Source organism: Acidovorax sp. NN32, assembly GCF_057597245.1.
Map to the genome: position 1 here is coordinate 20859 of NZ_CP199679.1, position 22494 is coordinate 43352.

At 66.8% G+C, this 22494-nt stretch carries 23 protein-coding genes and 1 pseudogene; 14 read left to right on the top strand and 10 right to left on the bottom strand.

Going from position 1 to position 22494, the window contains the following annotated elements; all coding sequences use genetic code 11:
- Position 1: 1 nt before the first annotated feature.
- Positions 2-1111: an MBL fold metallo-hydrolase gene (locus ACT89O_RS00115; protein ID WP_487261475.1), complete on the bottom strand. Its 1110-nt coding sequence runs from the start codon at positions 1109-1111 to the stop codon at positions 2-4.
- A gap of 152 nt (positions 1112-1263) precedes the next feature.
- Here ACT89O_RS00115 and ACT89O_RS00120 point away from each other — a divergent pair.
- From ACT89O_RS00120 to ACT89O_RS00135, 4 genes and pseudogenes are all read left to right on the top strand, one after another.
- Positions 1264-1878 (top strand): annotated as a pseudogene (locus ACT89O_RS00120) (TetR/AcrR family transcriptional regulator); the annotation flags it as partial.
- 210 nt (positions 1879-2088) lie between these two features.
- On the top strand, positions 2089-2616 hold the full coding sequence (locus ACT89O_RS00125) for a gamma carbonic anhydrase family protein (RefSeq protein ID WP_055401191.1): 528 nt from the start codon (positions 2089-2091) through the stop codon (positions 2614-2616).
- A 183-nt stretch (positions 2617-2799) separates the two neighbouring features.
- Entirely contained in the window at positions 2800-4668 is a 1869-nt protein-coding gene (locus ACT89O_RS00130; RefSeq protein ID WP_228897297.1) for a B12-binding domain-containing radical SAM protein, read from the top strand.
- An 87-nt stretch (positions 4669-4755) separates the two neighbouring features.
- Positions 4756-5451 carry an HAD family hydrolase gene (locus ACT89O_RS00135; RefSeq protein ID WP_228897073.1) on the top strand — a complete coding sequence of 232 codons (696 nt, stop codon included), beginning with the start codon at positions 4756-4758 and terminating at the stop codon, positions 5449-5451.
- Between the two features lie 64 nt (positions 5452-5515).
- Here the strand turns inward: ACT89O_RS00135 and ACT89O_RS00140 are convergent, their stop codons facing one another.
- Both ACT89O_RS00140 and ACT89O_RS00145 read right to left on the bottom strand, forming a co-directional pair.
- Positions 5516-5815, bottom strand: coding sequence for a hypothetical protein (locus ACT89O_RS00140; RefSeq protein ID WP_121421725.1), 300 nt, complete (start codon positions 5813-5815; stop codon positions 5516-5518).
- Between the two features lie 105 nt (positions 5816-5920).
- Positions 5921-7282, bottom strand: coding sequence for a hypothetical protein (locus ACT89O_RS00145; RefSeq protein ID WP_228897072.1), 1362 nt, complete (start codon positions 7280-7282; stop codon positions 5921-5923).
- 228 nt (positions 7283-7510) lie between these two features.
- On the opposite strand from ACT89O_RS00145, the gene dinG reads away from it, so the two are divergent.
- The 5 genes from dinG to ACT89O_RS00170 all read left to right on the top strand — a co-directional run bounded on the left by dinG (position 7511) and on the right by ACT89O_RS00170 (position 12902).
- Positions 7511-9673, top strand: coding sequence for an ATP-dependent DNA helicase DinG (gene dinG, locus ACT89O_RS00150; RefSeq protein ID WP_487261476.1), 2163 nt, complete (start codon positions 7511-7513; stop codon positions 9671-9673).
- Between the two features lie 62 nt (positions 9674-9735).
- Positions 9736-10095, top strand: a complete 360-nt coding sequence (locus tag ACT89O_RS00155; RefSeq protein WP_121422966.1) for a zinc ribbon domain-containing protein YjdM — start codon at positions 9736-9738, stop codon at positions 10093-10095.
- A 246-nt stretch (positions 10096-10341) separates the two neighbouring features.
- Complete coding sequence (locus tag ACT89O_RS00160; RefSeq protein ID WP_121421727.1) at positions 10342-10845, top strand: pyridoxamine 5'-phosphate oxidase family protein; 504 nt, start codon at positions 10342-10344, stop codon at positions 10843-10845.
- A gap of 300 nt (positions 10846-11145) precedes the next feature.
- Positions 11146-11571: a CopG family transcriptional regulator gene (locus ACT89O_RS00165; protein WP_487261477.1), complete on the top strand. Its 426-nt coding sequence runs from the start codon at positions 11146-11148 to the stop codon at positions 11569-11571.
- 59 nt (positions 11572-11630) lie between these two features.
- The gene (locus ACT89O_RS00170) at positions 11631-12902 is read left to right on the top strand and encodes an extracellular catalytic domain type 1 short-chain-length polyhydroxyalkanoate depolymerase (protein ID WP_487261478.1); all 1272 of its coding nucleotides are present in this window, start codon (positions 11631-11633) and stop codon (positions 12900-12902) included.
- A gap of 30 nt (positions 12903-12932) precedes the next feature.
- Here ACT89O_RS00170 and ACT89O_RS00175 read toward each other — a convergent pair whose 3' ends face one another.
- Entirely contained in the window at positions 12933-13217 is a 285-nt protein-coding gene (locus ACT89O_RS00175) for a hypothetical protein (RefSeq protein ID WP_487261479.1), read from the bottom strand.
- A gap of 358 nt (positions 13218-13575) precedes the next feature.
- Positions 13576-13869, bottom strand: coding sequence for a M28 family peptidase (locus ACT89O_RS00180; RefSeq protein WP_487261480.1), 294 nt, complete (start codon positions 13867-13869; stop codon positions 13576-13578).
- Positions 13870-13993: 124 nt separating this feature from the next.
- Here ACT89O_RS00180 and ACT89O_RS00185 point away from each other — a divergent pair, with 124 nt between their 5' ends.
- Positions 13994-14605: a 3'-5' exonuclease gene (locus ACT89O_RS00185; RefSeq protein WP_055393684.1), complete on the top strand. Its 612-nt coding sequence runs from the start codon at positions 13994-13996 to the stop codon at positions 14603-14605.
- Between the two features lie 78 nt (positions 14606-14683).
- On the opposite strand, the gene ACT89O_RS00190 is transcribed toward ACT89O_RS00185, so the two are convergent.
- The gene (locus tag ACT89O_RS00190; protein ID WP_487261481.1) at positions 14684-14986 is read right to left on the bottom strand and encodes a TfoX/Sxy family protein; all 303 of its coding nucleotides are present in this window, start codon (positions 14984-14986) and stop codon (positions 14684-14686) included.
- 160 nt (positions 14987-15146) lie between these two features.
- Between ACT89O_RS00190 and ACT89O_RS00195 the strand changes: the two genes are divergently transcribed.
- The 3 genes from ACT89O_RS00195 (at position 15147) to ACT89O_RS00205 (ending at position 16563) form a co-directional block, all read left to right on the top strand.
- Positions 15147-15728: an NnrU family protein gene (locus ACT89O_RS00195; RefSeq protein WP_487261482.1), complete on the top strand. Its 582-nt coding sequence runs from the start codon at positions 15147-15149 to the stop codon at positions 15726-15728.
- A 103-nt stretch (positions 15729-15831) separates the two neighbouring features.
- Positions 15832-16089, top strand: a complete 258-nt coding sequence (locus ACT89O_RS00200; RefSeq protein ID WP_010464995.1) for a DUF3297 family protein — start codon at positions 15832-15834, stop codon at positions 16087-16089.
- Positions 16090-16092: 3 nt separating this feature from the next.
- Positions 16093-16563 carry a ribonuclease HI family protein gene (locus ACT89O_RS00205; RefSeq protein ID WP_255354178.1) on the top strand — a complete coding sequence of 157 codons (471 nt, stop codon included), beginning with the start codon at positions 16093-16095 and terminating at the stop codon, positions 16561-16563.
- 54 nt (positions 16564-16617) lie between these two features.
- On the opposite strand, the gene ACT89O_RS00210 is transcribed toward ACT89O_RS00205, so the two are convergent.
- The 4 genes from ACT89O_RS00210 to ACT89O_RS00225 form a co-directional block, all read right to left on the bottom strand.
- Positions 16618-17910 carry an RNA polymerase sigma factor gene (locus ACT89O_RS00210; protein WP_487261483.1) on the bottom strand — a complete coding sequence of 431 codons (1293 nt, stop codon included), beginning with the start codon at positions 17908-17910 and terminating at the stop codon, positions 16618-16620.
- Between the two features lie 4 nt (positions 17911-17914).
- Entirely contained in the window at positions 17915-18322 is a 408-nt protein-coding gene (locus ACT89O_RS00215; protein ID WP_487261484.1) for a VOC family protein, read from the bottom strand.
- Positions 18323-18393: 71 nt separating this feature from the next.
- Positions 18394-18930 (bottom strand): SRPBCC family protein, encoded by a 537-nt coding sequence (locus ACT89O_RS00220; protein WP_487261485.1) that lies wholly within the window; start codon positions 18928-18930, stop codon positions 18394-18396.
- Positions 18931-18954: 24 nt separating this feature from the next.
- Entirely contained in the window at positions 18955-19368 is a 414-nt protein-coding gene (locus tag ACT89O_RS00225; RefSeq protein ID WP_487261486.1) for a YciI family protein, read from the bottom strand.
- Between the two features lie 236 nt (positions 19369-19604).
- On the opposite strand from ACT89O_RS00225, the gene ACT89O_RS00230 reads away from it, so the two are divergent.
- Positions 19605-22412, top strand: a complete 2808-nt coding sequence (locus tag ACT89O_RS00230) for a WG repeat-containing protein (protein ID WP_487261487.1) — start codon at positions 19605-19607, stop codon at positions 22410-22412.
- Positions 22413-22494: the final 82 nt, after the last annotated feature.

Genomic DNA, 22494 nt, shown 5'->3' on the forward strand with positions numbered 1-22494 from the left:
ATCACCACGCGCCGGGCTGCGGGGCCAGGGCCACGCTGCGGTCCACTGCCGTGGCCTCGGCCTGCGGCTCTACCTTGCGCCACCAGTGCGTGGACAGCGCGGGCGCGCGGATGTCCAGCCGCTCGCCCATGATGGGCGCCACCAGCGGCACCTGCGCTGCCGCTGCGAGCGCGGTGATGCGCTCGAACGGCTCTACCCAGGGGTGCAGCGACAGGTCGAACGTGCCGTTGTGGATGGGGAACAGATGGCGCCCCTTCACGTCCAGATGGGCCTGCAGGCTCTCCTCGGGGTGCATGTGGATGTCGGGCCAGTCGGCGTTGTAGGCGCCCGTTTCGATCAGCGTCAGATCGAACGGTCCGAACCGCTCGCCAATGGCCTTGAAGCCGTCGAAGTAGCCCGTGTCGCCACTGAAGAAGATGCGGATCGGATCAGCGCCTTGGCCCGCGATCAGCACCCACGAGGCCCACAGCGTGCTGTTGCCGTCCGACAGGCCCCGGCCCGAGAAATGCTGCGCAGGCGTGGCCACCAGCTGCAGCCCACCAATGGTGGTGCCCTGCCACCAGTCAAACTGCTGCACCTTGGCCGCAGGCACGCCCCAGCCGATGAGCCGGTCGCCCACGCCCAGCGGCGTGATGAAGTGCTCCACCTTGGGCGCAAGCTTCTGGATGGCTGCGTAGTCCAGGTGGTCGTAGTGGTCGTGCGACAGGATCACGCCGGTAATGGGCGGCAGCTCGTCAATCGTGATGGGCGGCGCATGAAAACGCTTGGGGCCCAGGAACTGGAACGGCGAGGCGCGCTCGGAAAACACCGGGTCGGTCAGCCAGAACTGGCCGTTGATCTTAAAGAGCAGGGTGGAGTGCCCCAGGCGCCACAGGCTCAGGTCGGGCGCGGCCAGCAGGTCTGACCGCATCACCGCGTACACCGGCACGGGCTGGCGCGGCACCGAGTCGTCGGGCTTGCCGGTGGCAAAGCGCCACATCACCTGCAGCGTCTTGAGGGCGCCCAGCGCATGGCGGGGTGCCACGTTGCGAAACTTGCCACCCGCGAACTGCGGCGACTGTTCATAGGCGGCCACCGGCTGGGCGGCGCGGGAAAAGAGGCTGTAGGCCATGGCGATCAGTACAACGAAGGCGACACAAAGTGCCGGGAGCAGACGGCGGCGGCGGGCGATGGAGAGTGACACCGGATCTGCGACATAGAAATTACACTGCACAGTGTAGTTCACTTTTTAGAAAAGTAAACTACCCGGTGTAAAATTTGCGCATGACTGCCTCCCAGCCCACCCCTCGCCTGACCGACCGCAAGCGCGATGCCATCGTGCAGGCCGCCATCGGCGAGTTCCGCGAACACGGCTTCAACGGCACCAGCATGGACCGCGTGGCCGCAGCGGCGGATGTGTCCAAACGCACGGTGTACAACCACTTCCCAAGCAAGGAAGAACTGTTCGAAGCCATCCTGCTGCTGATGTGGGAGCGCAGCCAGTCACCCGACGAACTGGCCTACACCCCCACGCGCCCGCTGCGCGACCAGCTGCTGGAGCTGCTGGCGCAAAAGATGCGCCTGCTCAACGACGCGAGTTTCATCGACCTGAGCCGCGTGGCCATGGCCGACATGATGCACACCCCCGAGCGCGCGCGCGGCATCACCGCCAAGCTCTCGGCCAAGGAAGAGGGCCTGCCGCGCTGGTTGCGCGCGGCCCAGCAAGATGGCCGCCTGCGCGCCACTATGGATGTGCCCTACGCCGCGCAGCAACTGCAGGGCATGGTCAAGGCATTTGCGTTCTGGCCCCAGCTGGCCATGGGGCAGCCGCCCTTGAGCGCCGCACAGCAAGCGCAAGTGGTGGGGGATGCGGTGGACATGTTTCTGGGGTTCTACGCCGCGCCCACCCAGGAGGCCAAGGCCCCCGCAAAAAAAGCCCGGGTTGGAAGCACGGGCAAGGCAGCGGCAGTCCCTGTTGCAACCTCTGCGAAAGCTGCCCCTCGCCGCGCCCCAGCGCGCTGACCAACGCCACCACCCTGGTCAGCAAACCGGCGTGAGGAGCGATTTGCACTACGCTCACCCGTTCTTTCCACGCAGCCTGACACCAAGATGCCCCTCGCTCCCTACCTCGACACCGCCCCGGTCCTGGACACCGGCGTTTTCATCCACGACTCTGCCCAGGTCATCGGCGACGTCACGCTGGGCCGCGACAGCTCGGTGTGGTGCAACGCCGTGCTGCGCGGCGATGTGAACCGCATCACCGTGGGCGTGTGCAGCAACGTGCAGGACCTGACCATGGGCCATGTGTCGCACCGCAACGCCAGCAAGCCCGAAGGCTCGCCGCTGGTCATCGGCGACTACGTCACGGTGGGCCACTCGGTGATCCTGCACGGCTGCCGCATCGGCAACGAATGCCTCATCGGCATGGGCTCCATCGTGATGGATGACGCCATCATCGAAGACCGCGTGATGCTGGGCGCAGGCAGCCTGGTCTCGCCCGGCAAGGTGCTGGAGAGCGGGTACCTCTACATCGGCCGCCCGGCGGTGCGCCAGCGCGCGCTCACCGATGCAGAGATTGCGTACCTGAAATATTCGGCCGAGCACTATGTGCGGGTGAAGAACAACTACCAGGGATGACCTGCGGCACACCCCACGCGGTGCCCCCGGCGCCCCCCGCCCACCAGGGATAAAGCCGGGCCGGGATAATCGGGGGTTCCACGACCCCTGCGGCGGCACCGCATCGCCCCATTGCCTGTTTCCACCATGTCTGCCGTCGCCCCCGCCTCACCCGCCCAGCGCGTCCTCTCCGTCATCCCCCCGATGACGCAGCTGAACACGCCATACCCCTCCACCGCCTACCTCACGGGCTTTCTGCGCTCGCGGGGGGTGACGGCGTTCCAGGAAGACCTGGCATTGGCGCTGGTGCTGCGCCTGCTCTCGCCCGAAGGGCTGCGCGCGGTGGCCACCCAGGTGGATGCGCTGCCCGCCAAAAAGCAGAGCCCCGCCGTGCAAAGTTTTGCGGCGCAAAAGGACCGCTACCTCGCCACCATCGGCCCCGCCATTGCCTTCTTGCAAGGCCGCGACAGCACGCTGGCGCACCGCATCGTGGGACGGAACTACCTGCCCGAGGGCCCGCGCTTTGCCACACTGGATGTGTATGTGGATGACGAAGGCGGCGACCCGCTGGGCTGGGCTTTTGGCGCGCTCGGCCTGACGGACAAGGCCAAGCACCTGGCCACGCTGTACCTGAACGACCTGGCCGATGTGCTGCGCGACGCGGTGGACGAGCGCTTTGAGTTTGTGCGCTATGCCGAATCGCTCGCAGGCAGCCAGCCCACGTTTGACCCGCTGGCCAAAGCGCTGGCGACAACACCCACGCTGGTGGACACGCTGCTGGAGCAGCTCACGCACGAGGCGATTGCCAAGCACCAGCCCAGCGTGGTGCTGCTGTCCGTGCCGTTCCCGGGGTCCGTGTATGCGGCGTTCCGCATTGCCCAGGCCATCAAGGCGCGGCACCCGCACATCGCCACCGTGCTGGGCGGCGGCTTTGTGAACACCGAGCTGCGCGAACTGGCCGACCCGCGTGTGTTCGACTTCTTTGACTACGTGACGCTGGACGCGGGCGAACGCCCATTGCTGGCGCTGCTCGAGCACCTGCGCGGCGAGCGCGGCCGCCAGCGCTTGGTGCGCACCTTCGTGCGCGGTGACGATGGCGCGGTGCAGTACATCAACATGATGGAAGCCGACATCGCCTTTGCCGAGGTGGGCACACCCACGTGGGACGGCTTGCCGCTGGACCGATATCTGTCGCTCCTGGACATGCTCAACCCCATGCACCGCCTGTGGAGCGATGGGCGCTGGAACAAGCTCACCGTGGCGCACGGCTGCTACTGGAAGAAGTGCAGCTTTTGCGATGTGAGCCTGGACTACATCAGCCGCTACGAAGGCGCCAGCGCCGCCGTGCTGGCCGACCGCATCGAGCAGATCGTGCGCGAGACGGGGCAGACCGGCTTTCATTTCGTGGACGAGGCCGCACCGCCCAAGGCGCTCAAGGCACTGGCCACCGAGCTGATCGCGCGCAACGCAGGCATCAGCTGGTGGGGCAATGTGCGGTTCGAGAAAACCTTCACGCCCGACCTGGCCGAGCTGCTGGCCGACAGCGGCTGCATCGCGATCTCGGGCGGGCTGGAGGTTGCATCGGACAGGCTGCTGGAGCTCATGAAAAAAGGCGTATCGGTCGACCAGGTGGCGCGCGTGACGCGGGCGTTCACCGACACGGGCATCTTGGTGCATGCGTACCTGATGTACGGCTTTCCCACGCAGACCGTGCAGGACACCGTGGACGCACTCGAATACGTGCGCCAGCTGTTCGCCAACGGCTGCATTCAGAGCGGGTTCTTCCACCGCTTTGCCTGCACCGTGCACTCGCCCGTCGGCAAAAACCCCGAGGAATACGGCGTCACGCTGGCGCCCCTGCCCCCGGGCGACTTCGCCAAGAACGACGTGGCCTTCATCGACCCCACGGGCGTCGACCACGACGCGCTGGGCGGCGCGCTCAAGAAGGCCATCTACAACTACATGCACGGCATCGGGCTCGAAGAGGACGTACGCACGTGGTTCCCGTTCAAGGTGCCCAAGACGACGGTGCGAAGGGACCGGATCGAGCGCGCGCTGCGCGAGCGGGGGTAAGCGTTGGCGGTGGCGAACAACTGAATGAAATTGCCTGCAAGCGCTAAATTATCAAGCGATAGAAGCTATCAAAATCAGAGCATTTGCATGCCCAAGACTCTCCGCCAGTTTCGCTTCACCGCCGCCATCTTCGACATGGACGGACTGCTGGTGGATTCCGAGCGTGTGACCCAGCGCGCCTGGATTGACGCCGCACAGGCGCGGGGGATCGCGCTGGCAGAGGTCGACTACCTGCAGGTGGTAGGGCGTGCGTCTGCCGACTCTGATGCCATGCTCACGAAATTACTGGGTGGGCCCGGTGTCTTTGAGCTGGTGCAGTCCGATGTGGCTGCGCGCCTGTGGGACGCGGGGCCAGAGCCCCTGTTTCCCCTCAAACCCGGCGCCGCCTCGCTGCTGCGCGCCTTGGGGCAAGCAGGCGTGCCCTGCGCGGTGGCCTCATCGTCGCGGCGCGACGAGATCGAGCACCGCCTGGGCAGGGTGGGCGTGCTGCAGCACTTTCACGCCTGGGCTGGCGGCAACGAGGTGCCGCGCGGCAAACCCGACCCCGCCCTGTACCAGCTGGCGGCTGTGCGCCTGGGCGTGGACCCCGCACAGTGCCTGGCGTTTGAAGACAGCGAGAACGGCGCACGCGCAGCGCAAGCCGCAGGGGTCGCGGTAGTGATCGTGCCGGACCTCAAAGCGCCGGGCATTGAGGTGGTGGAGCGCAGCCACGGCGTGCTTGAATCGCTGGTGCACGCCCATGACCACCTGCCGCGCTGGTTCAGGGCGGCGCGGGTGCCGTAAAACTGATAAGAATTGGCCTCTAGCGCTTATCCATCAAGCGCAAATAGCTATCAAATTAGCAGCATTACCGTTTCTGCTTCTGGTACGCCTTGTCGGCCGGTGGCCCCCGGTCCGTGTCCTGCAGGCCACGTTTCACATCACGGTAGGCCTGCTCCATCTTGGCGTCGGGTTCGCCGTCGGTCATGTTGACCGCCTCGTCGCGCTCGTGGGGCAGGCGGGGTTCGGGCCCGCTCAGGTCTTCGGGTCCGCTGCCAGGGTGCGGCTGGGGCTGGGTGGTGTTCACGCGCCGCTCGGTGCGGGCGGGCACAGGAGCGGAGGGGATGATCTCCTCTTCCTTGCGGGGGGCTGTGGGGGTCGTTTTCATGCGGGGCCTTGGTATGCAACGTGGAGTCCCTTCACCCTAGCGCCGCTGGCCTCCCCGCTCTGTAGGCCCAGGCCCTGCGCCGCTGCGGGCGTGCGGAGCCTGCTGTCACCAGAACAACCACCGCTCCAGCGCATGGAGCACGATGACCACGATCACGCCGAGCAAAAAGAGGATCGCCTTGCGGCGCGCCCGCGCGCTCACCACCAGCTTGTAGACCGTGTACGCGGCGAGCGTGCCCACAAAAGGCGCCGCGATGGCTGCACCCGACAGGACGATGGCCACGAGTTTGCCCCAGCCGTCGGTCCCGCCCATGGTCCAGATCGAACGCAAGTAGATCGCGCTCGGAATGGCCAGGCCCAACCACAGCACCCCGGACGCCACTGCCACGCTGACGTGGTGCGCGAGCAGGCCATAGAGCACCAATGCGCCCACCACCCCGCCCAAGAACGCCACCCGCTTGAGCCAGAGCGGTAGCGGCTCAGCAGAGCGGCGCGCTGGCGTGGCTTCACGGGCCTTCTTCGCCGCTGCGGCCTCCGCCTGGGCCCGTTCTTTTTGCAGTTGTTGCTGCTTCTCGGTGGATTCACGGGCACCACGCAGGAAGTCGTCCACCGCCGGGTTGTCCACCTGGCCCAGGATCCGGCCCGTGCGCGACAAGGCCTGGTCGCGCTGGGGCAGTTCGGTCTGCAGGGACGCCCCCTGGCTGAACCACTCACCCATCTGCGCCAGCCACCCCACGCCGGGCGGCGGCAGCCCAAGGCCACCCTCGCCCGCGCGGCACAGGTAATGCTGCGTGCTTTGCGGCGGGATGAGCTGCCGCGTGCTGTACCGGGGCAAATAGCATTGCATCAACGGCGCAGCCGCCTGCTGGCCGGGGCGGCCCAGGCGCAGCGCAAACTCCGGCAAAGGCACGGGCTCGCCCAGCCCATTGCGCACGCCCAGCCAAAGGTAAAGGCCCCGAGGCCGGCCATCTTTGGCCCGGTGCACCCAGAGGCCAGGGCCTTCTTGGGCAATGCTGTCCGCGCCCAGGGCATCCAGCTCGGACGGCAGCGGAACATCGGGGCCGTCCATGTCCCATAGCGGCCGCAGCTGGGCTCTGAGGAGAGAGGGCCAGACCGCACGCGCCCGGCGCTGCAGATCGTCCGCATCGACCTCGCGCCCGTGAGCGATGGCAACTTCGATGGTGCGACTGGCCTGCGCCGGCCGCCCTTCCAGGGCGAGCAGCCATTCGTCGAGCAATGCAAGCCGCAGATAAAGCGCATCGGCCCCTTGCCCCTGGGCCTCTGCCGCACGCATCCATGCGTACCGGGCAGGGTGCTGCGGCACCAGCTCCTGCGCCAGCAACCGCTGGCGCGCAGGGCTGCCTGCCGGGGCAGCCGACGATGCGGGTTGCTGTGCCCATGCGCCCGATGCACTCACCATGCACAGCAGCAGCACGAACCCCAGCGTCCGAAGCAGGGTGCCTTGCACACCTTTCGCCCCACCCGGAACACAGCTTGCGCTTGCCATTGCCCATGGCCTGCAGCGCAGCAGCGGACCGCAGTTCAGCGCAAATCCCCACGCATTTCCCCCCTGCATCTTTGCTCTCCTGTAGCTGTGCGGGGATTTTCTTTCAAGGCAGCTGCGGGGGGACAGCCCGCCCATCCGCCACAAGGCACTGCCCAGCGTCAACCTGTCTTCGGCATGCGACACTACTGTATGTCTCAACAGGTGTGGGCCGCGCAGGCCCTTGAATCTTTCGATGCGGTGGTGTCAGCCACCGAGGGTTTTCGCAGCCGTGCCGGCCAGCGGCTGATGGCCGAGCAGGTGGCGCGCACGTTCAGCAGCGCCACGCTGGGCAAGGTGGATGAAGAAAGTGGCGAGGCCGCGCCCACGCGCTCCATTGCGGTCATCCAGGCGGGCACGGGCGTGGGCAAGTCGCTGGCCTACTGCGCGCCCGCCATTGCGCTGGCGCTGTCGCGCGGCACGCGGGTGCTGATCTCCACGGCCACCGTGGCGCTACAGGAGCAACTGGTCAACAAGGACCTGCCTGCACTGGCCGCGCTGCTGCCGCAACCTTTCAAGTTTGCGCTGGCCAAGGGGCGCGGGCGCTATGTGTGCAAGCTCAAGCTGGACCGCCTGGCAGGCACGGGCGAGGCCGAGGAGGAGGGCGAAGACGACCTGTTTGCCGAGGAAGAAGCCGCAGCCCGCGCCAAGCGCCCTCGGCACGAAACCGAGGCGCGCATGCAGTTCTACAGCTCCATGGCGCAAACCTTGTCGAAAGGCGCCTGGGACGGCGACCGCGACAGCCTGGACACGCCCCCCGAGCCCGAAGTGTGGAGCCCCGTGGCAGCCGAGGGCGCGTCGTGCACCGGCAAACACTGCCCGGCCTTCAGCCAGTGCACCTACTACGACAAGCGCAAGGAGCTGGTGGGCGCGCAGGTGATTGTTGCCAACCACGATTTGCTGCTGTCATCGCTGGGCGCGCGCGTGCTGCCCGAGCTGGACAACTGCCTCCTGGTGCTGGACGAAGCCCACCACCTGCCCGCCACGGCGCTCGACCAGTTTGCATGCAGCATGGACCTGTCGCGCATCACCTGGATCGAGCGGCTGGCCAGCCGGGGCCTGCGCATTGGCGCACTGCTGGAGGTCGAAGAAATTGCCGACATCCCCAAACATTCGGCCCAGTTGCGGCAGACGCTGCAGGACCTGGCGCGCATCGTGATGGATGTGTATGGCGCGCAGCTCAAGAGCCAGCCCAGCGCCTGGGGGCCGGCGCGCGTGCGGGTGCCACGGGGCGAATTGCCCGAACAGCTCATTGCCCCGCTGGGCCTGCTGGCCGCCAGTGCCGAAGGCTTCCTCGATGCCCTGCGCGCCATCAGCAAAGCCCTGCGCGCCGAGATGCGCGACAAGCCCGACGAGGCCAAGCGCCTGTCCACGCTGTATGCACAAATCGGCATGCTGGCCCCGCGCCTGGAAGAGCTGCACGCCACCGCACAACTGCTGCTGCAGGATGCGCCCGAAGGCGCGGTGCCGGCCGCCAAATGGTTCACGCTGGAGGTGGATGGCGACTTCATCGTGGTCAAGGCGCACGCCAGCCCCATCCTGCCTGGCACCACGCTGCGCAACCACCTGTGGAGCGCGGTGCGCGGTGCGGTGCTGACCTCGGCCACGCTCACCAGCTGCGGGCACTTTGATTTCTTCTTGCGCGAGGCAGGCCTGCATGGCGACGAGGCGGCCACCACGCTTGAGGTGCCCAGCCCCTTCAACTACGCCGCGCAGGGCACGCTGATTGCCGCCGAAACCCGCGCGGACCCCAAGAACGCCGCGCAGTTCACCACCGAGATGGTGGACGCGCTGCTGCACGACATTGCCCGCGTGGAATACGGCGCGCTGGTGCTGTTCACCTCGCGCGAGCAGATGCGCCAGGCGGTGGACGCGCTGCCCACCGCCATGCGCAGCGTGGTGCTGGTGCAGAACGCACTGCCGCGCACGCAGCTGCTGCGCCGCCACCGCGAGCGGGTGGAAAACGGCGAGCCCTCGGTCATCTTCGGCATGCAGTCCTTCGGCGAAGGGCTGGACCTGCCGGGGCGGCTGTGCGAGTCGGTCTTCATCACCAAGCTGCCCTTCGCCCCGCCCGACGACCCCGTGGGCGAGGCCCGCGCCGAGTGGCTGCGCGCCGTGGGACGCGACCCGTTCAGCGAGCTGGTGGTGCCCGCCACCGCCATCCGCTTGGCGCAATGGGTGGGCCGCGCGATTCGCACCGAAGAAGACATGGCGCATGTGTACTGCTACGACAAGCGCCTGACGCGCACCAGCTACGGCCAGCGGCTGCTCAAAGGGCTGCCACCGTTTGCGCTGGAGCAACGCGCGCCGCTGTGAAGCGGCGACACTTTGCGCACCGATTTCACAACCACTACAACAACGACAGAGAGGACCCCACCATGCCCCACACCACCCCTGCCTGCCCCCAATGCGGCCTGGAGAACACCTACCCCGATGGCAGCAACTATGTGTGCCCCGACTGCGCGTTTGAATGGCCGCAGGTGGCCGATACTGCCGAGTCCGATGCCGCAGAAGCAGGCGACGGCGTGGTGCGCGATGCCAACGGCAATCCACTCGCAGACGGCGACGCGGTGATCCTGGTGAAAGACCTCAAGGTCAAGGGTTCGTCGTCCACGCTCAAGAAGGGTACCAAGATCAAGAGCATCCGCCTGGTGGATGGCGCCGATGGCCACAACGTGGACTGCAAGACCGACCTGGGCAGCATGCTGCTGAAGTCGGAGTTTTTGAAGAAGGCGTGAAGCGCCTTCCCTCCACCTGGCGTACCACGCTTTACCGTGACAGCACGGCAGGTGCTGCGCAAGGTGGAGGTACCGGTGCAGCCGCACGGGCGGCATAGGTAACGCCCGGTCCTGGCCCATCCTGTCTGGGCGGGTCGGACGGGATGTCGGACAAGCGCCCACGCACAGGCGGGCAGGGGGACGACGCGGCGCATGGCGCCGGCGGCCTAGAGTCGTAGCACCCCCTCCATTTCACGGAAGCCCCTCATGCACCACGACACCCCCGGCCACGAAACCTTGTGGAAACTCATCAAGGACATTCGGTTTGGCATGCTCACGCACCGCACCTCCACGGGCATGCTGCACGCGCACCCGCTCACCACGCAAAACCGCCAGTTTGACGAACACGGCGAGCTGTACTTCTTCATCCCCAAGTCGGGCGAGCTGTACGAACGCCTGCTGACCGATGGCGAAGTCAACGTGTCGTATGCCAACCCGGACGATGACAGCTACGTGTCGCTGTCGGGCCAGGCCCGCGCTGTGGACGACCATGCGCAAAAACAAGCCCTGTGGTCCCCCATGGCCCAGGCATGGTTCCCGGGTGGCGTGTCCGACCCCAACCTGGCGTTGCTGGCCGTGCGCATCCGCCATGCCGAATACTGGGATGTGGATGAAAGCAAAATGGTGCAGCTCTTCAAGATGGCCAAGGCCGCCATCACGGGCGAGCCACCGCGCAGCCTGGGCGAGCACAAGGAACTGACCTTGTACTGAGAGGCTGAGCGGCAGGCCCCCGGGCGGCTGTTTCCCCAAGGTGGGGCAGGGGCCGGAGGCACGCCGCACCCTGCCGCGATGCCGGGAGCACCGTCAGCGTCTTGCACAGAAATTCAAGAAAAAATGGGCTCCAGCGCTTTTCTATCAAGCGCTAATAGCTACATATTTCATAGCAAAACCACCGCGCCATGGGGCCCACGGGCTCCTTTTTCTTTGGGCCACGGCTCTTGAAACAGGGCGCCAAGGCATCCACATGCCATCCATACACCATCCCCTTGGATGTTTTATGGAGTTCCCCCGATGAACAACATCGTTCCCATCGCCCCGTCGCGCGGCAAGGTGCCCGAGTCCGAGAAGGTCACGATCAACCTGGGCTTCGTGGACCTGGGCCACATTGATCTGCTGGTCTCCGAAGGCTTTTACGCCAACCGCACCGACTTCATCCGCACCGCCATCCGCAACCAGCTGACCGCCCAGAACGACGCCGTGCGCCAGGTGGTGGCCCGCAAGATGCTTGTGCTGGGGCTGCAGCGTTTTGGCCGGGCCGAGCTGGAGGCCGTGTTGGCGGCGGGCGAGACGCTGGAGATCCGCGTGCTGGGCCTGGCCAGCATCGACGACGACGTGCCGCCCGCCCTGGCGCAGGCCACGATTGCCTCGGTGACGGTATTGGGCGCATTCCATGCCAGTGCGGCCGTCAAGGCCGCCCTGGCCGGGCGCATGCATTGAACACCACCGACCCGGACCGCAGCGCACCGCTGGCGCGCCCACCCACACAAGGAGTCCCCATGGACTGGAACCTCAATCTCAAGCGCCTGATGGGCGAAGCCACCCAGCTGGTGCGCAGTGGCCAGCTGGCCGACGCCACGCGGGCCATCCAGCAGACCCTGGGCGCAGCCGTGGCGCGCCACAGCAACGAACCGACACCTGCCAGCGCAGGGGCTACGCCGTTGCAAGCGGCATCACCCGCAGGCGACGAGGCCCCACGCTGGCGCAGCGCCGCCGCCGCACAAGATGTGGAAGACGCCGTTGTCATCGACCGCAGCGCCCCCACCCCCCAGGCCGAGCCAAAGGCCCCCACAGCACCACGCCCCGCCGCCAGCAATCACCCGCTGGCGGAGCCGCCCGGCAGCTTCACCCGCGTGGTCTTCACCCACCCGAGTGCACGGCACCACCCACACCACTACCACCTGTACGTGCCCCCGGGCGCCACGGCAGGCACCCCCATGCCGCTGGTGCTGATGCTGCACGGCTGCACGCAGAACCCCGTGGACTTTGCCACCGGCACAGGCATGAACGACGCAGCCGCCCCCGCCAACGCCCTGGTGCTGTATCCCGAGCAACCCCACAGCGCCAACCCCAACGGCTGCTGGAACTGGTTTCGCCCTGGCGACCAGCACCGGGGCAGCGGCGAGCCCGCGCTGCTCGTCGCCATGCTGCAGGACGTGATGGCGCGCCACCCGGTGGATGCGCAACGCGTTTACGTGGCGGGCCTGTCGGCTGGCGGCGCCATGGCCGCACTGCTGGGCCGCGAATACCCCGAGCTGTTTGCCGCCGTAGGCGTGCACTCCGGCCTGCAGGCGGGCGCGGCACACAACGTGATGGCCGCGCTGTCGGCCATGAAAAACGGCGCCAAACCCGGCGCCGCCACCCACCCCACCGCCGAGGCTCCTGCACTGCCGCCTCCGCCGATGATCGTGTTCCATGGCGACGCCGACACCACCGTGCACGCCCACAACGGCGAGCAACTGGTCCAGGCCACGCTCACCGCCCTGGCCACCGCCCCGGGCGGTGCAGCACAGACGGTGGAGGCCGTGCACGCAGGCCAGTCCGCCAGCGGGCTGGGCTACACGCGCAGGGTGTATGCGCGGCCAGGCCCGGCCTCTTCCAGCAGGGCATTGCCCAGCCCCGTGGTGGCAGAACACTGGGTGCTGCACGGCGCAGGCCACGCGTGGGCGGGCGGGCACGCGGGCGGCAGCCACACCGACCCACGCGGCGTGGATGCCACGCAGGAGATGCTGCGGTTTTTCCTGGAGCATCCGCGCGCTGCGAGGGATTGACAAGCACCCGCGCAAGATCGCGCACAACATTCAATAGGTGACGGTGATGCCGGCATCCCTGGCGCCGACGCGCACATGCTCCGATTCAAGATCCGCCTTGAGAACGGCCTTGGTGCCACCGGCGGGCACCGTAAACGGATTGCCATAGCCGGCCGATCCCTTGATCGCGCTGCTGTAGTTTCCAGAGCCCGCCGGATTCTGATAGTCGACGTGCACGCTGGCCTTGGCACCCGGAGCAGCAATGCTCATGCCGTTGGAATTGCCGAGATCGATTTCGCGGGTGGTGTCTTGGGCGATGGTGACGGTGGTAGCCATGTGGAACTCCTCAAAGATGAAGCTCGACGATGTGTCGGGCCGGGGGAGTCAATGTAGGCAGCCGAATGCGCGCTGACGATTACAGGCCATTACAGGGCGCCAAGAAAAGGCTCTCCGTGCCAGAGAGTCTCGCCACCGTGTGCGATGGCATCACTCCCCCCAACCGCGACTCCTCAGTCTTTGGTGCGCCCGGCTAAGGCAACGCTGAACAAGTCCCCGCGATGGCGCACGCCATGGTTTGGGATGGGATGCAAGGCGCAAACCACAGCGATGGCCGTAGCTATCGCGGGGATTTGCAACGCGGCAGACCGCCCAAAGCAGCGATGCGCGGTGCGCGAGGGACTTGTTCAGCGTTGCCCTAATGCGCGAGGTCGCGCACCACGCCTTCGAGCACCTGAACCACGCGGGCCAGCCGGTCGAAATCCACCTTGTCCGGGGTGTCCTGGCGGGTGTGATAGTGCGGATAGCGGTAGGGGGCGGTGTCGGTCACCATCAACGCTGGATAGCCTGCGTCGAGGTAGGCCGCGTGGTCTGAATAGTCCACGCCGGGGATGAACCGGGGCGCCGCAATGCCCTCGGACGCAAACGCGGCGTGGGACCGAAAAGACCGCACCACCTTGCGCACCAGGCCCAGGTCGCCGGGCGTCGCCAAAAAAGCAATGAAATCGCCCTTCCAGAAAAGTGCGTGGGGCAGTGTAGAACGCGCATTCCCGTCCGGTTCACACAACGATGGCCAAGTGCAGCGGCACAATTCTTTCTTTTTGCACCTCCACTCCATGCCCCCCATCGCCGTCATCGACTTTGAAACCACCGGCATCTCGCCCGGCCAGGGCGCGCGTGCGACCGAGGTGGCGATCGTGCTGCTGGAAAAAGGGCAGGTGGTGGACCGTTTTCAAAGCCTGATGAAAACGGGGGTGTGGATACCGTCATTCATCACCCAGCTCACCGGCATTACCAACGCGATGGTGAACGCCGCGCCCGATGCGGCGGGGGTGATGCAGGACGCGGCGCGTTTTGTGGGCGATGCGCCCATGGTGGCGCACAACGCTTCGTTTGACAGCAAGTTCTGGCAGGCCGAGCTGGCCCTGGCCGGTCTGCCCGCGCCGCAGCCGTTTGCGTGCACGGTGCTGCTGTCGCGGCGGCTGTACCCGCAGGCGCCCAGCCACAAGCTGGGCTCGCTGGTGGACTACCACGGCCTGCCGCGCACGGGCCAGGCGCACCGGGCGCTGGCCGATGCCGAGATGGCCGCTGCGCTGCTGGCCCGCATGCAGCACGACCTGCGCACGCGTTGGAGGGTGGCGGAGCCCAGCTACACGCTGCTGCAAACGCTGCAGCGCTGCGCCAAGCCCAAGGTGGGGGCGCTGCTGGCGCAGCATGCGGTGGAATGATGGAGCGTGGCCCGCGCACCAATTTGCTATTTAATTTATAGCTACAAGTGCTTTATGGGAAAGCGCCAGGGTCACTTTTTACTTATAAACCCAGGGCAAATTCCGTGTGCTGAGGTCGTCCAGCTGCATGAGCAGTGCGGTGCGTTCATGCAGTGCCACGGCTTTCCAGTCGCGTCCGCTGAGCGCACCTTCCAGGGCCCAAAGCAGGTTGAGGCTGGGTTGCTGCCCGGCCTGGCGCACGGCCACAAAGGCGGGCACGGCGCCCAGCGCACGCAATGCTGCGGGGGTGCAAATGCCCGCAGCGTGGAGCATGCGCTCAGACGCTGGGCCCAGGTTGGGCAAGGCTCGCAGCGGTGGATCTTCGGGTGGGCTGGCGGTCATGGGCGGCATGATGGCGGCGCGTGGCAATCATCGCAAGCCCCCACACAGCGAGTACATCGGCGCCCTGCCCATAATCCGCAGCAACAAATGCGGGGGCGATGCAGCATGCTGACATCGCACTACCTGCACGCAGATTCACGATGACATGAAAGGCTTTTCCATGGCGTATCTGGTTCTTGGACTGGTGCTGTTTCTGGGCGTGCATTCGGTGCGCATCGTGGCCGATGGCTGGCGCACGCAGACGCTGGCACGCATGGGTGAGATGCCGTGGAAGGGGTTGTATTCACTGGTCTCCGCCGTGGGCCTGGCACTCATCGTGTGGGGCTATGGCTTGGCGCGGCAGCAGCCGGTGGTGCTGTGGGTGCCGCCCATTGGCATGCGGCACGCTGCGTCGCTGCTGACGCTCATTGCCTTCATCCTGCTGGCCGCCACCTACGTGCCGCGCAATGCCATCAAGGCCCGGCTGCACCACCCCATGGTGCTGGGCGTGAAGGTGTGGGCGCTGGCGCATTTGCTGTCCAACGGCAACCTGGCCGATGTATTGCTGTTTGGCAGCTTTTTGCTGTGGGCCGTGCTGAGCTTTCGGGCCGCACGGCAGCGCGACCGGGCGATGAACACCGGCTACGCGCCCGGCACTGCGGCGGGCACGGGCGTGGCCGTGGTGGTGGGCGCTGTGGCCTGGGGGGGCTTTGCGTTCTGGGCGCATGCCTGGCTGATCGGCGTTGCGCCTCTCGCGCGGTAGGGCGGCAGGGGCTTGGCGCAGCACTGCAGGACCAAATCCCGGAGAATCCGCGCTTTCCGTTTTTGTTTTCTTTCCCATTGCCTTTTCACACTGAGCCTTCTGCATGACCGACGCAACCACCTCCACCACGCCACCCCCCTTGCCCGATCACCTGTCGGTGGACCCCCGCAGCCCGCACCATGTGGCGGAGGTGTTCAAGCACGACATCGGCATCCGCTTCAACGGCAAGGACCGCAGCGATGTCGAGGAATACTGCGTCAGCGAAGGCTGGGTGAAAGTGCCCGCAGGCAAGACGGTGGACCGCAAGGGCCAGCCATTGATGATCAAGCTCAAGGGCAAAGTCGAAGCGTTCTACAAATAGGCCGTGGCCACCGAACCCGCCCACTGGGTGGTGCACTGCGACGGCAGCGCCGTGCCCAACCCCGGGCGCATGGGGCTGGGGGCAGTGCTGGTGGGGCCCGGTGGGGCCACGCAACACACCATTTCTGAAGCCACGACCTTCACCGGTTGCAACAACGAGGCCGAACTGCGCGCGCTACTGCGGGCGCTGCAGTGGCTGGAACCCCAGGTGGTGGCGACTGCAACCACCGTGCAGGTGCTCAGCGACAGCAGCGTGCTGGTGGAGCAACTGGGCGAGCAGGCCGTAGCGCCTATCGAGCGGCTGGCACCGCTGTTTGACGAGGCGCGCCGTGTGCTGCAGCGGTTTGCACAGGTGGACCTGCAATGGGTTCCCCGCCACCGCAATGGGGCGGCCGATGCGCTGGCGCGTGCCGCGCTGGGTCTGGCGCCCAAGGTGGCCACGCCACACGGCCGCACCCAGAAGCGTCGACGCTGATCCTGCCCCGCTCCGGCCTGCTTCACGCAGCGCGCCGGCTGCAGTGCATGTCCATCACGCTCGCGCTCGCGCCAGCAGCAAGGCCTTCTCCTGCGCATTGCGCGTCAGGCTGGCGGCCCGTTCAAACTCTGCACAAGCTTCCGTCTGGCGCCCCAGCTTGGCCAGCAGGTCGCCCCGCACACTGGGCAGCCAGTGGTAGTGGCGCAGGCTGGGTTCTGCGGCCAGTTCATCCACCAGGGCCAGTGCTGCGGCCGGACCCAGGGCCATGCCCACCGACACGGCGCGATTGAGAGCGACCACAGGCGAGGGCGCCACCTGCAGCAGTGCGTCATACAGCGCCACGATGTGGTGCCAGTCGGTGTCTTGTGCGCGGTGCGCGCGCGCATGGCAGGCCGCAATCGCACCCTGTAGCGCATAGGGCCCCCAGGCATGGCCCACGCGTGCCAGCTGCTCGGCCTTGTCGAGGGCTGCCAGCCCCCGGCGCACCAGCAGGTGGTCCCAGCGCGCACGGTCCTGGTCCATCAGCAGCACGGGCTGGCCTTGTGCGTTGGTGCGTGCGGGCAGGCGGGAGGCCTGGATTTCGAGCAGTGCCACCAGCCCCTGCACCTCGGGCTCATCGGGCGCCAGGCTGGCCAGCACGCGCACCAGTCGCTGCGCCTCGCCACACAAAGCGGGGCGCATCCAGTCATCGCCCGCCGTGGCGGCATAACCTTCGTTGAAGATGAGGTAGATCACCTCCAGCACCGAGGCCAGTCGCGGCGCGCGCTCCGCAGGGCCGGGCACTTCAAACGGAACGTGGGCCGCAGACAGGCTTCGCTTGGCGCGAACAATGCGCTGGGCCACGGTGGGCTCGGGCACGAGAAACGCGCGTGCGATCTCAGCCGTGGTGAGCCCGCCCAACAGCCGCAAGGTGAGCGCCACACGCGCCTCGGTGGGCAGCACGGGGTGGCAGGCGGTGAAGATGAGGCGCAGCAGGTCGTCACCAATGTCGTCCTGCTGCACGTGCATCAGGGTCTCCACCACGTCGGGCGCGTACTGCGCTTCGAGCGCTTCGAGGTCGTGGCCCAGGGCTTCGTTCTCGCGCGTGTGCAGCGCCTGCTGGCGAAGGTGGTCGATGGCGCGGCGCTTGGCCGTGGTCATCAGCCACGCCGCCGGATTGGCGGGCAGGCCGGTGGTAGGCCAGTGCTCCAGCGCGGCCACCAGCGCGTCCTGCGCCAGTTCCTCGGCCCGGCCCACGTCCCGCGTCATGCGCGCCACGCTGGCGATGATGCGCGCGGCCTCGATACGCCACACCGAGTCGATGGTGCGGTGCAGGGCATCGCGGTCGGGAAGGGCAGAGGGGTTCACCTTCTTAGCCAAGCGCCTTGCTGGCATCCACCATGTGCACAAACTCCCAGGTGTGGCCATCCAGGTCGTCAAAGCTGCGCGAGTACATGAAGCCCAGGTCCTGCGCAGGGCGGGGTGTGGTGCCGCCCGCAGCCACGGCCTTGTCCACCAGCGCATCGACCTCTGCACGGCTTTGGCAAGAGAAGCACACCAGCACCTCGGAGGTGGTGCGCGCATCGGCAATCGTCTTGCTGGTGAAGGTCTGGTAGAAGTCCTTGACCAGCAGCATCACGAAGAGGTTTTCGCCCACCACCAGGCAGGCGCCCTGGTCGTTGGTGAACTGGGGGTTGAAGTCATAGCCCAGTGCGCGGAAGAACGCCTGCGAGCGGGTCATGTTCTCGATGGGCAGGTTCACGAAGATTTGTTGGTGCATGAGGTGCTCCTGAGGAGTAAGGAAGGTAAAGCGAAACGAAAGGTTTTGCAAAGCGCAACAGGGGATGGGGCTCAGCCGGCAGGCTTTTGCGCCACAGCCTGCAGGTTGACCAGGCCGTCTTCAAAGTCCTGGCCCACCATGCGGTCCATGTTGAAAACCAGGTGCGCAATCTTGGCCAGGTAGGGCACAGGGCCATGCATGGCCCAGGTGACGCGGGTGGTACCTGCCCCTTCGGGCTGCAGCGTGAACTCGACCTGGTTGTGGGCTTCGAACGGGGCCACAAAGTCGAGCTTCATCGCCACGCGCGCCGGGGCCGTGGCATCGACGATCTCCATGCTGCCGGTGCCCACCTTGTCGCCCTGCCACGCATAGCGCGCGCCGGGGCCGATGGTGTTGGCGCTGTACTCGCCCTTGGCGGCGGGGTCCTTGCGTTCGTACGGGTTCCAGGTGTTGAACTGGCGCAGGTCGTGGATGAGGCCGTACACACGCTCAGGTGGGGCGGAGATGACGCGGCTGCGCTCCACGCGGAAGGTGTCGGGGCGGGTGGCAGCAAACGCCAGGAAAAGCCCCAGCGCCGCCAGCAGCACAAGGGCAACGGTCTTGATCATGGTAGAGGGTCCTCCCGGATGGTTTCAGCCGCGCATCGATTCGAGGTCATGGAATTTCTCCACGCCTTCGACGTCGGCAAAGTCCTCCATCTCAAAGAGCTGGCGCACTTCGATCTCGGCATCGAGCCCCTCACCCCGCGGATTGGGAAAGCGGCGCGTCCATTCCAGCGCCTCGCCCCTGCTGCGCACCTGGATCAGGGTGTAGCCGGCAATGAGTTCCTTGGTTTCGGTGAACGGTCCGTCGGTCACGGTGCGGCCGCTGGCGGTGTAGCGCACGCGCCAGCCCTGCGCGCTGGGCTTGAGGCCGCTGCCGTCCAGCAGCACGCCCGCATGGGCCAGTTCTTCGTGGTAGCGGGCCATCTCGGCCATCAGGGCGGCGCTGGGCATGCAGCCTTGTTCGGATTCGGCGGTGGCTTTGACGATGATCATGAATCGCATGGGGTTCTCCTGAAAGTGATGGGTTGAGGGCCCGTTGGTGGACCTTCACCTGCACGACGAACGAAGGCCGGGCAGATCGACAGGATGGTTCAAAAAATCAGGGTAACTACGTAGAAAAAAGTCGCCAAGGTGTCAGGTGCAGCCCAAGGTGTGGGGCATTTGCCAAGGCGTGCAAATGGTTACGCGCCCGGCCAGACACCCTCGGTAGGATGCCGCGCGGAGAGCCCCCGAGCACAATGAACGAAGACAGCGACATCACCACCGAACCGGCCCCTCCCTGGCTGGCCAGCATTCCGCTGGAACCCAGCTGCCAGACCCCGGCCCTCGTCATCGTCCACCACGGGCGGGCCGTGGTACCACCAGAAGGCTTGAAGGCGGTATTGCGCTTCAACGCCGACGGGCGCGGCGGCTGGGTCAGCGCTGCCCAGGCCGACAACTCGCTGTGGGGCTATATCGATGGCGAAGGCTGCTGGCGCGTGCCGCCCGCGCTGCAGAACGCACGCAACTTTTCAGAAGACGGACTGGCGCGCTTTTGCGACAGGGGCCGCTGGGGCTTTGTGGACCTGGCGGGTGCGGTGGTCATCCCCCCGACCTTCGACAACGCCCACCCATTCCGCAACGGGGTGAGTGCCGTGCAGGTGGGCCAGGATGCATGGCGCCCCATCGACCGCCAGGGCCAGCCCACCAGCGACGAAGTTTTTCATGAGCTGAGCCTGTTCGGAGCGAACGGCCTGGCCCGCGCCACGCTGTGGAAAAAGGATAGCAACCAGCGCACCCAGGGCTTTGTGGACCGCGCGGGCCACTGGGTGATTGATCCCCGCTTTCGCGATGCCAAGCCGTTTGGCGAGTCCCCCACCACGGCCGCATCGCTCGATGGAGAACGCTACGGGCTGATCAATGCCCGGGGCGATTGGGTGCTGAAGCCGCATTACCCCAGCATCGACGCCTTCAACAGCGATGGCCTGGCCTACTTTGACGAACCCAACGCCTGGGACAACGGCCACGGCTATCTCGACGCCCGGGGCAAGGTGGTGGTCAAGGGTGGCCGCCACCTGTCTCGGCGCATGGTCTGCGGCGTGGTGGCCAACAGCTACGACGGCACGGTCTTTCTCACGGCCGAAGGCAAGCCCTTGCCCGGCCCGCGCCTGAGCTATGGCTCGGACTTTTCTGCGGAGAGCGGCTTTGCCGTGGTGCGCACCGCCGCGCAAGGTCCGTCGGCCTGCGCCATCTGGGGCCTGCTGCATCCCGATGGCCGTTTCGTGCCGGCACCGGCGCATCTGCTGGAGCCGCTGACCAACGGCGATGGCTGGCTGGTGGGCAATACGCCCGATACCCCGCTGGTGCCGTTCCTCACCCGCGATGGTCAGCTGGCGTACATCGACGGCGAAGGGGTTGTGGTCTGGCGCGCGCACTATGACGGCCAGCAGGTGGCCTTGCTCGGCGCCGAAGGTGCGCCCCTGTGGCGCAGCGGCGTGCGCGAGAACTGCTGGCCGCCACGGCCCTTTTTCCATGCCCCCCTGACCGACCACCTGGAAGGCCTGGACACGCTCGACGGCATCGTGCCCCTGGCCAGCCGCCTGCTGGCCCAGGCCGAGACAAGCCTGCACCAACTGGCTGCGGGCGACATGCTGCAAGCCGACCGCGCGGGCACGGAAAAGGACGATGACGACACCGACGATGAGGAAGATGCGGACGACCCAGACCAGGTGCAGGCCGACCGCACCGTGGTCGTGCGCCGGGTCATGCGCGCCTACCTGAGCGAGTCGCACAACGGCCCGTATGAATTCCTGTCTGCCGACCTCCACCGCGCGGTGAACGAAGCCCGCGAGGCCATGGTGCAGCGCCTGGCAGCGCGCTTTGGCCCGGCCGACACGGACCCCGAACACGCCGCCCCCTGGCACCGCAGCGGCGACCACACCCAGGCCTGGGCCTTGCCGCTGGCCAGACCCTTGCCCGGTGATGGCGGAGTGCTGCGCGAATCGCGCGAGCAGTGGCTCACGCTGTACCAACACGCGGATTCCGGCGATGGCGACGCATGGTGGGAGCTGTGGCTGATGGCAGCGCCCAGCGTGGATGCGCTGCAGCTGGCGCAACGTGCGCGTTCTGCACAGCCAGCACCCCAGGCCCAAGCCGCCGACGAGACCACGCTGATGGCACAGCTGCAGTCGCACCCACGTACGCTGGCCGATGTGCCGCGTGAACACATCACCCACGCCATGGTGGACGCCGCGCTGGCCACCGATGAAGACACCGTGCGCTTTGTGCCCAGGCGGCTCATGACACCCGCACGCTACGCCACCGCACTGCGGCAGGGTGTGAAAAGCTTTGCGCAAATACCGGCCGGGATGCTCAGCGAGGACGCCTGCATCGCCCACGTGCAGGACGGTGGCTGGCGCCTGGAACAGGTGCCCGAGACCTTGCGAACCGTCGCTGTCTGTGCGCACGCGCTGCGCCGCAGCCCCAGTGCGCTGGAACACGTGCCCGAATCCCTGCGTGCACAGGCGCGCGAAGCGATGGCCCAGCTACCCCCGGATGCACAGGAAGAAGACCCGCCACGCGCGGGTGGCGACCTGGGCGACTGGTTGTCGCGGCGCGTGGTGGGCTCGGCCCTGCGAGGCCAGGACACCACGGCACGCAGGCTCCAGCACAAGGGATTTTTGGCAGCGTTTGTGATGCAGGCAGCACTGACCGCCAAGTCAGACACGCCCCCCACCCTCAGGGGGATGGCGGGGTGGTTCGAGCAGCGGCCAGTGCTGGCGCTGGTGGCCCACCTGCTGCTGGGCCTCGCAGCCTTGGTGAGCCATGCATTCGTCTCGGTCGCGGCCTGGCGGGCCGAGGGCCCGTGGATCGGGCTGGGCACCTTCGCACTGATGGGGTTTGCGGAGCTGTACTGGGCGTGGCGTTTTGTGGCCTCCAGCCCCTGGAGCCCCTGGCTGGCGCTTGCAGCCACCCTGGTGGTGGTGTACGTGTTCGGCTGGCGCCGCCTGTACCGCCGCGTGGGGCTGGCCTACGCGGCACGTGAGGGCATCACGCCCGTCGAGTGAGCTCCGGCAAGGGTTCACGGGCGGCCGCTGCATTTTTTACAGTTTTCTCGGGATGTCCTGCATAACCCTCGCGAGTCAGTGG

Bases quoted from the DNA above. Each gene is read 5' to 3' on its own strand.
- ACT89O_RS00115 (WP_487261475.1), bottom strand. From the start codon at position 1,111: ATGGCCTACAGCCTCTTTTCCCGCGCCGCCCAGCCGGTGGCCGCCTAT.
- ACT89O_RS00125 (WP_055401191.1), top strand. From the start codon at position 2,089: ATGCCCCTCGCTCCCTACCTCGACACCGCCCCGGTCCTGGACACCGGC.
- ACT89O_RS00130 (WP_228897297.1), top strand. From the start codon at position 2,800: ATGACGCAGCTGAACACGCCATACCCCTCCACCGCCTACCTCACGGGC.
- ACT89O_RS00135 (WP_228897073.1), top strand. From the start codon at position 4,756: ATGCCCAAGACTCTCCGCCAGTTTCGCTTCACCGCCGCCATCTTCGAC.
- ACT89O_RS00140 (WP_121421725.1), bottom strand. From the start codon at position 5,815: ATGAAAACGACCCCCACAGCCCCCCGCAAGGAAGAGGAGATCATCCCC.
- dinG (WP_487261476.1), top strand. From the start codon at position 7,511: ATGTCTCAACAGGTGTGGGCCGCGCAGGCCCTTGAATCTTTCGATGCG.
- ACT89O_RS00155 (WP_121422966.1), top strand. From the start codon at position 9,736: ATGCCCCACACCACCCCTGCCTGCCCCCAATGCGGCCTGGAGAACACC.
- ACT89O_RS00160 (WP_121421727.1), top strand. From the start codon at position 10,342: ATGCACCACGACACCCCCGGCCACGAAACCTTGTGGAAACTCATCAAG.
- ACT89O_RS00165 (WP_487261477.1), top strand. From the start codon at position 11,146: ATGAACAACATCGTTCCCATCGCCCCGTCGCGCGGCAAGGTGCCCGAG.
- ACT89O_RS00170 (WP_487261478.1), top strand. From the start codon at position 11,631: ATGGACTGGAACCTCAATCTCAAGCGCCTGATGGGCGAAGCCACCCAG.
- ACT89O_RS00175 (WP_487261479.1), bottom strand. From the start codon at position 13,217: ATGGCTACCACCGTCACCATCGCCCAAGACACCACCCGCGAAATCGAT.
- ACT89O_RS00185 (WP_055393684.1), top strand. From the start codon at position 13,994: ATGCCCCCCATCGCCGTCATCGACTTTGAAACCACCGGCATCTCGCCC.
- ACT89O_RS00190 (WP_487261481.1), bottom strand. From the start codon at position 14,986: ATGACCGCCAGCCCACCCGAAGATCCACCGCTGCGAGCCTTGCCCAAC.
- ACT89O_RS00195 (WP_487261482.1), top strand. From the start codon at position 15,147: ATGGCGTATCTGGTTCTTGGACTGGTGCTGTTTCTGGGCGTGCATTCG.
- ACT89O_RS00200 (WP_010464995.1), top strand. From the start codon at position 15,832: ATGACCGACGCAACCACCTCCACCACGCCACCCCCCTTGCCCGATCAC.
- ACT89O_RS00215 (WP_487261484.1), bottom strand. From the start codon at position 18,322: ATGCACCAACAAATCTTCGTGAACCTGCCCATCGAGAACATGACCCGC.
- ACT89O_RS00220 (WP_487261485.1), bottom strand. From the start codon at position 18,930: ATGATCAAGACCGTTGCCCTTGTGCTGCTGGCGGCGCTGGGGCTTTTC.
- ACT89O_RS00225 (WP_487261486.1), bottom strand. From the start codon at position 19,368: ATGCGATTCATGATCATCGTCAAAGCCACCGCCGAATCCGAACAAGGC.
- ACT89O_RS00230 (WP_487261487.1), top strand. From the start codon at position 19,605: ATGAACGAAGACAGCGACATCACCACCGAACCGGCCCCTCCCTGGCTG.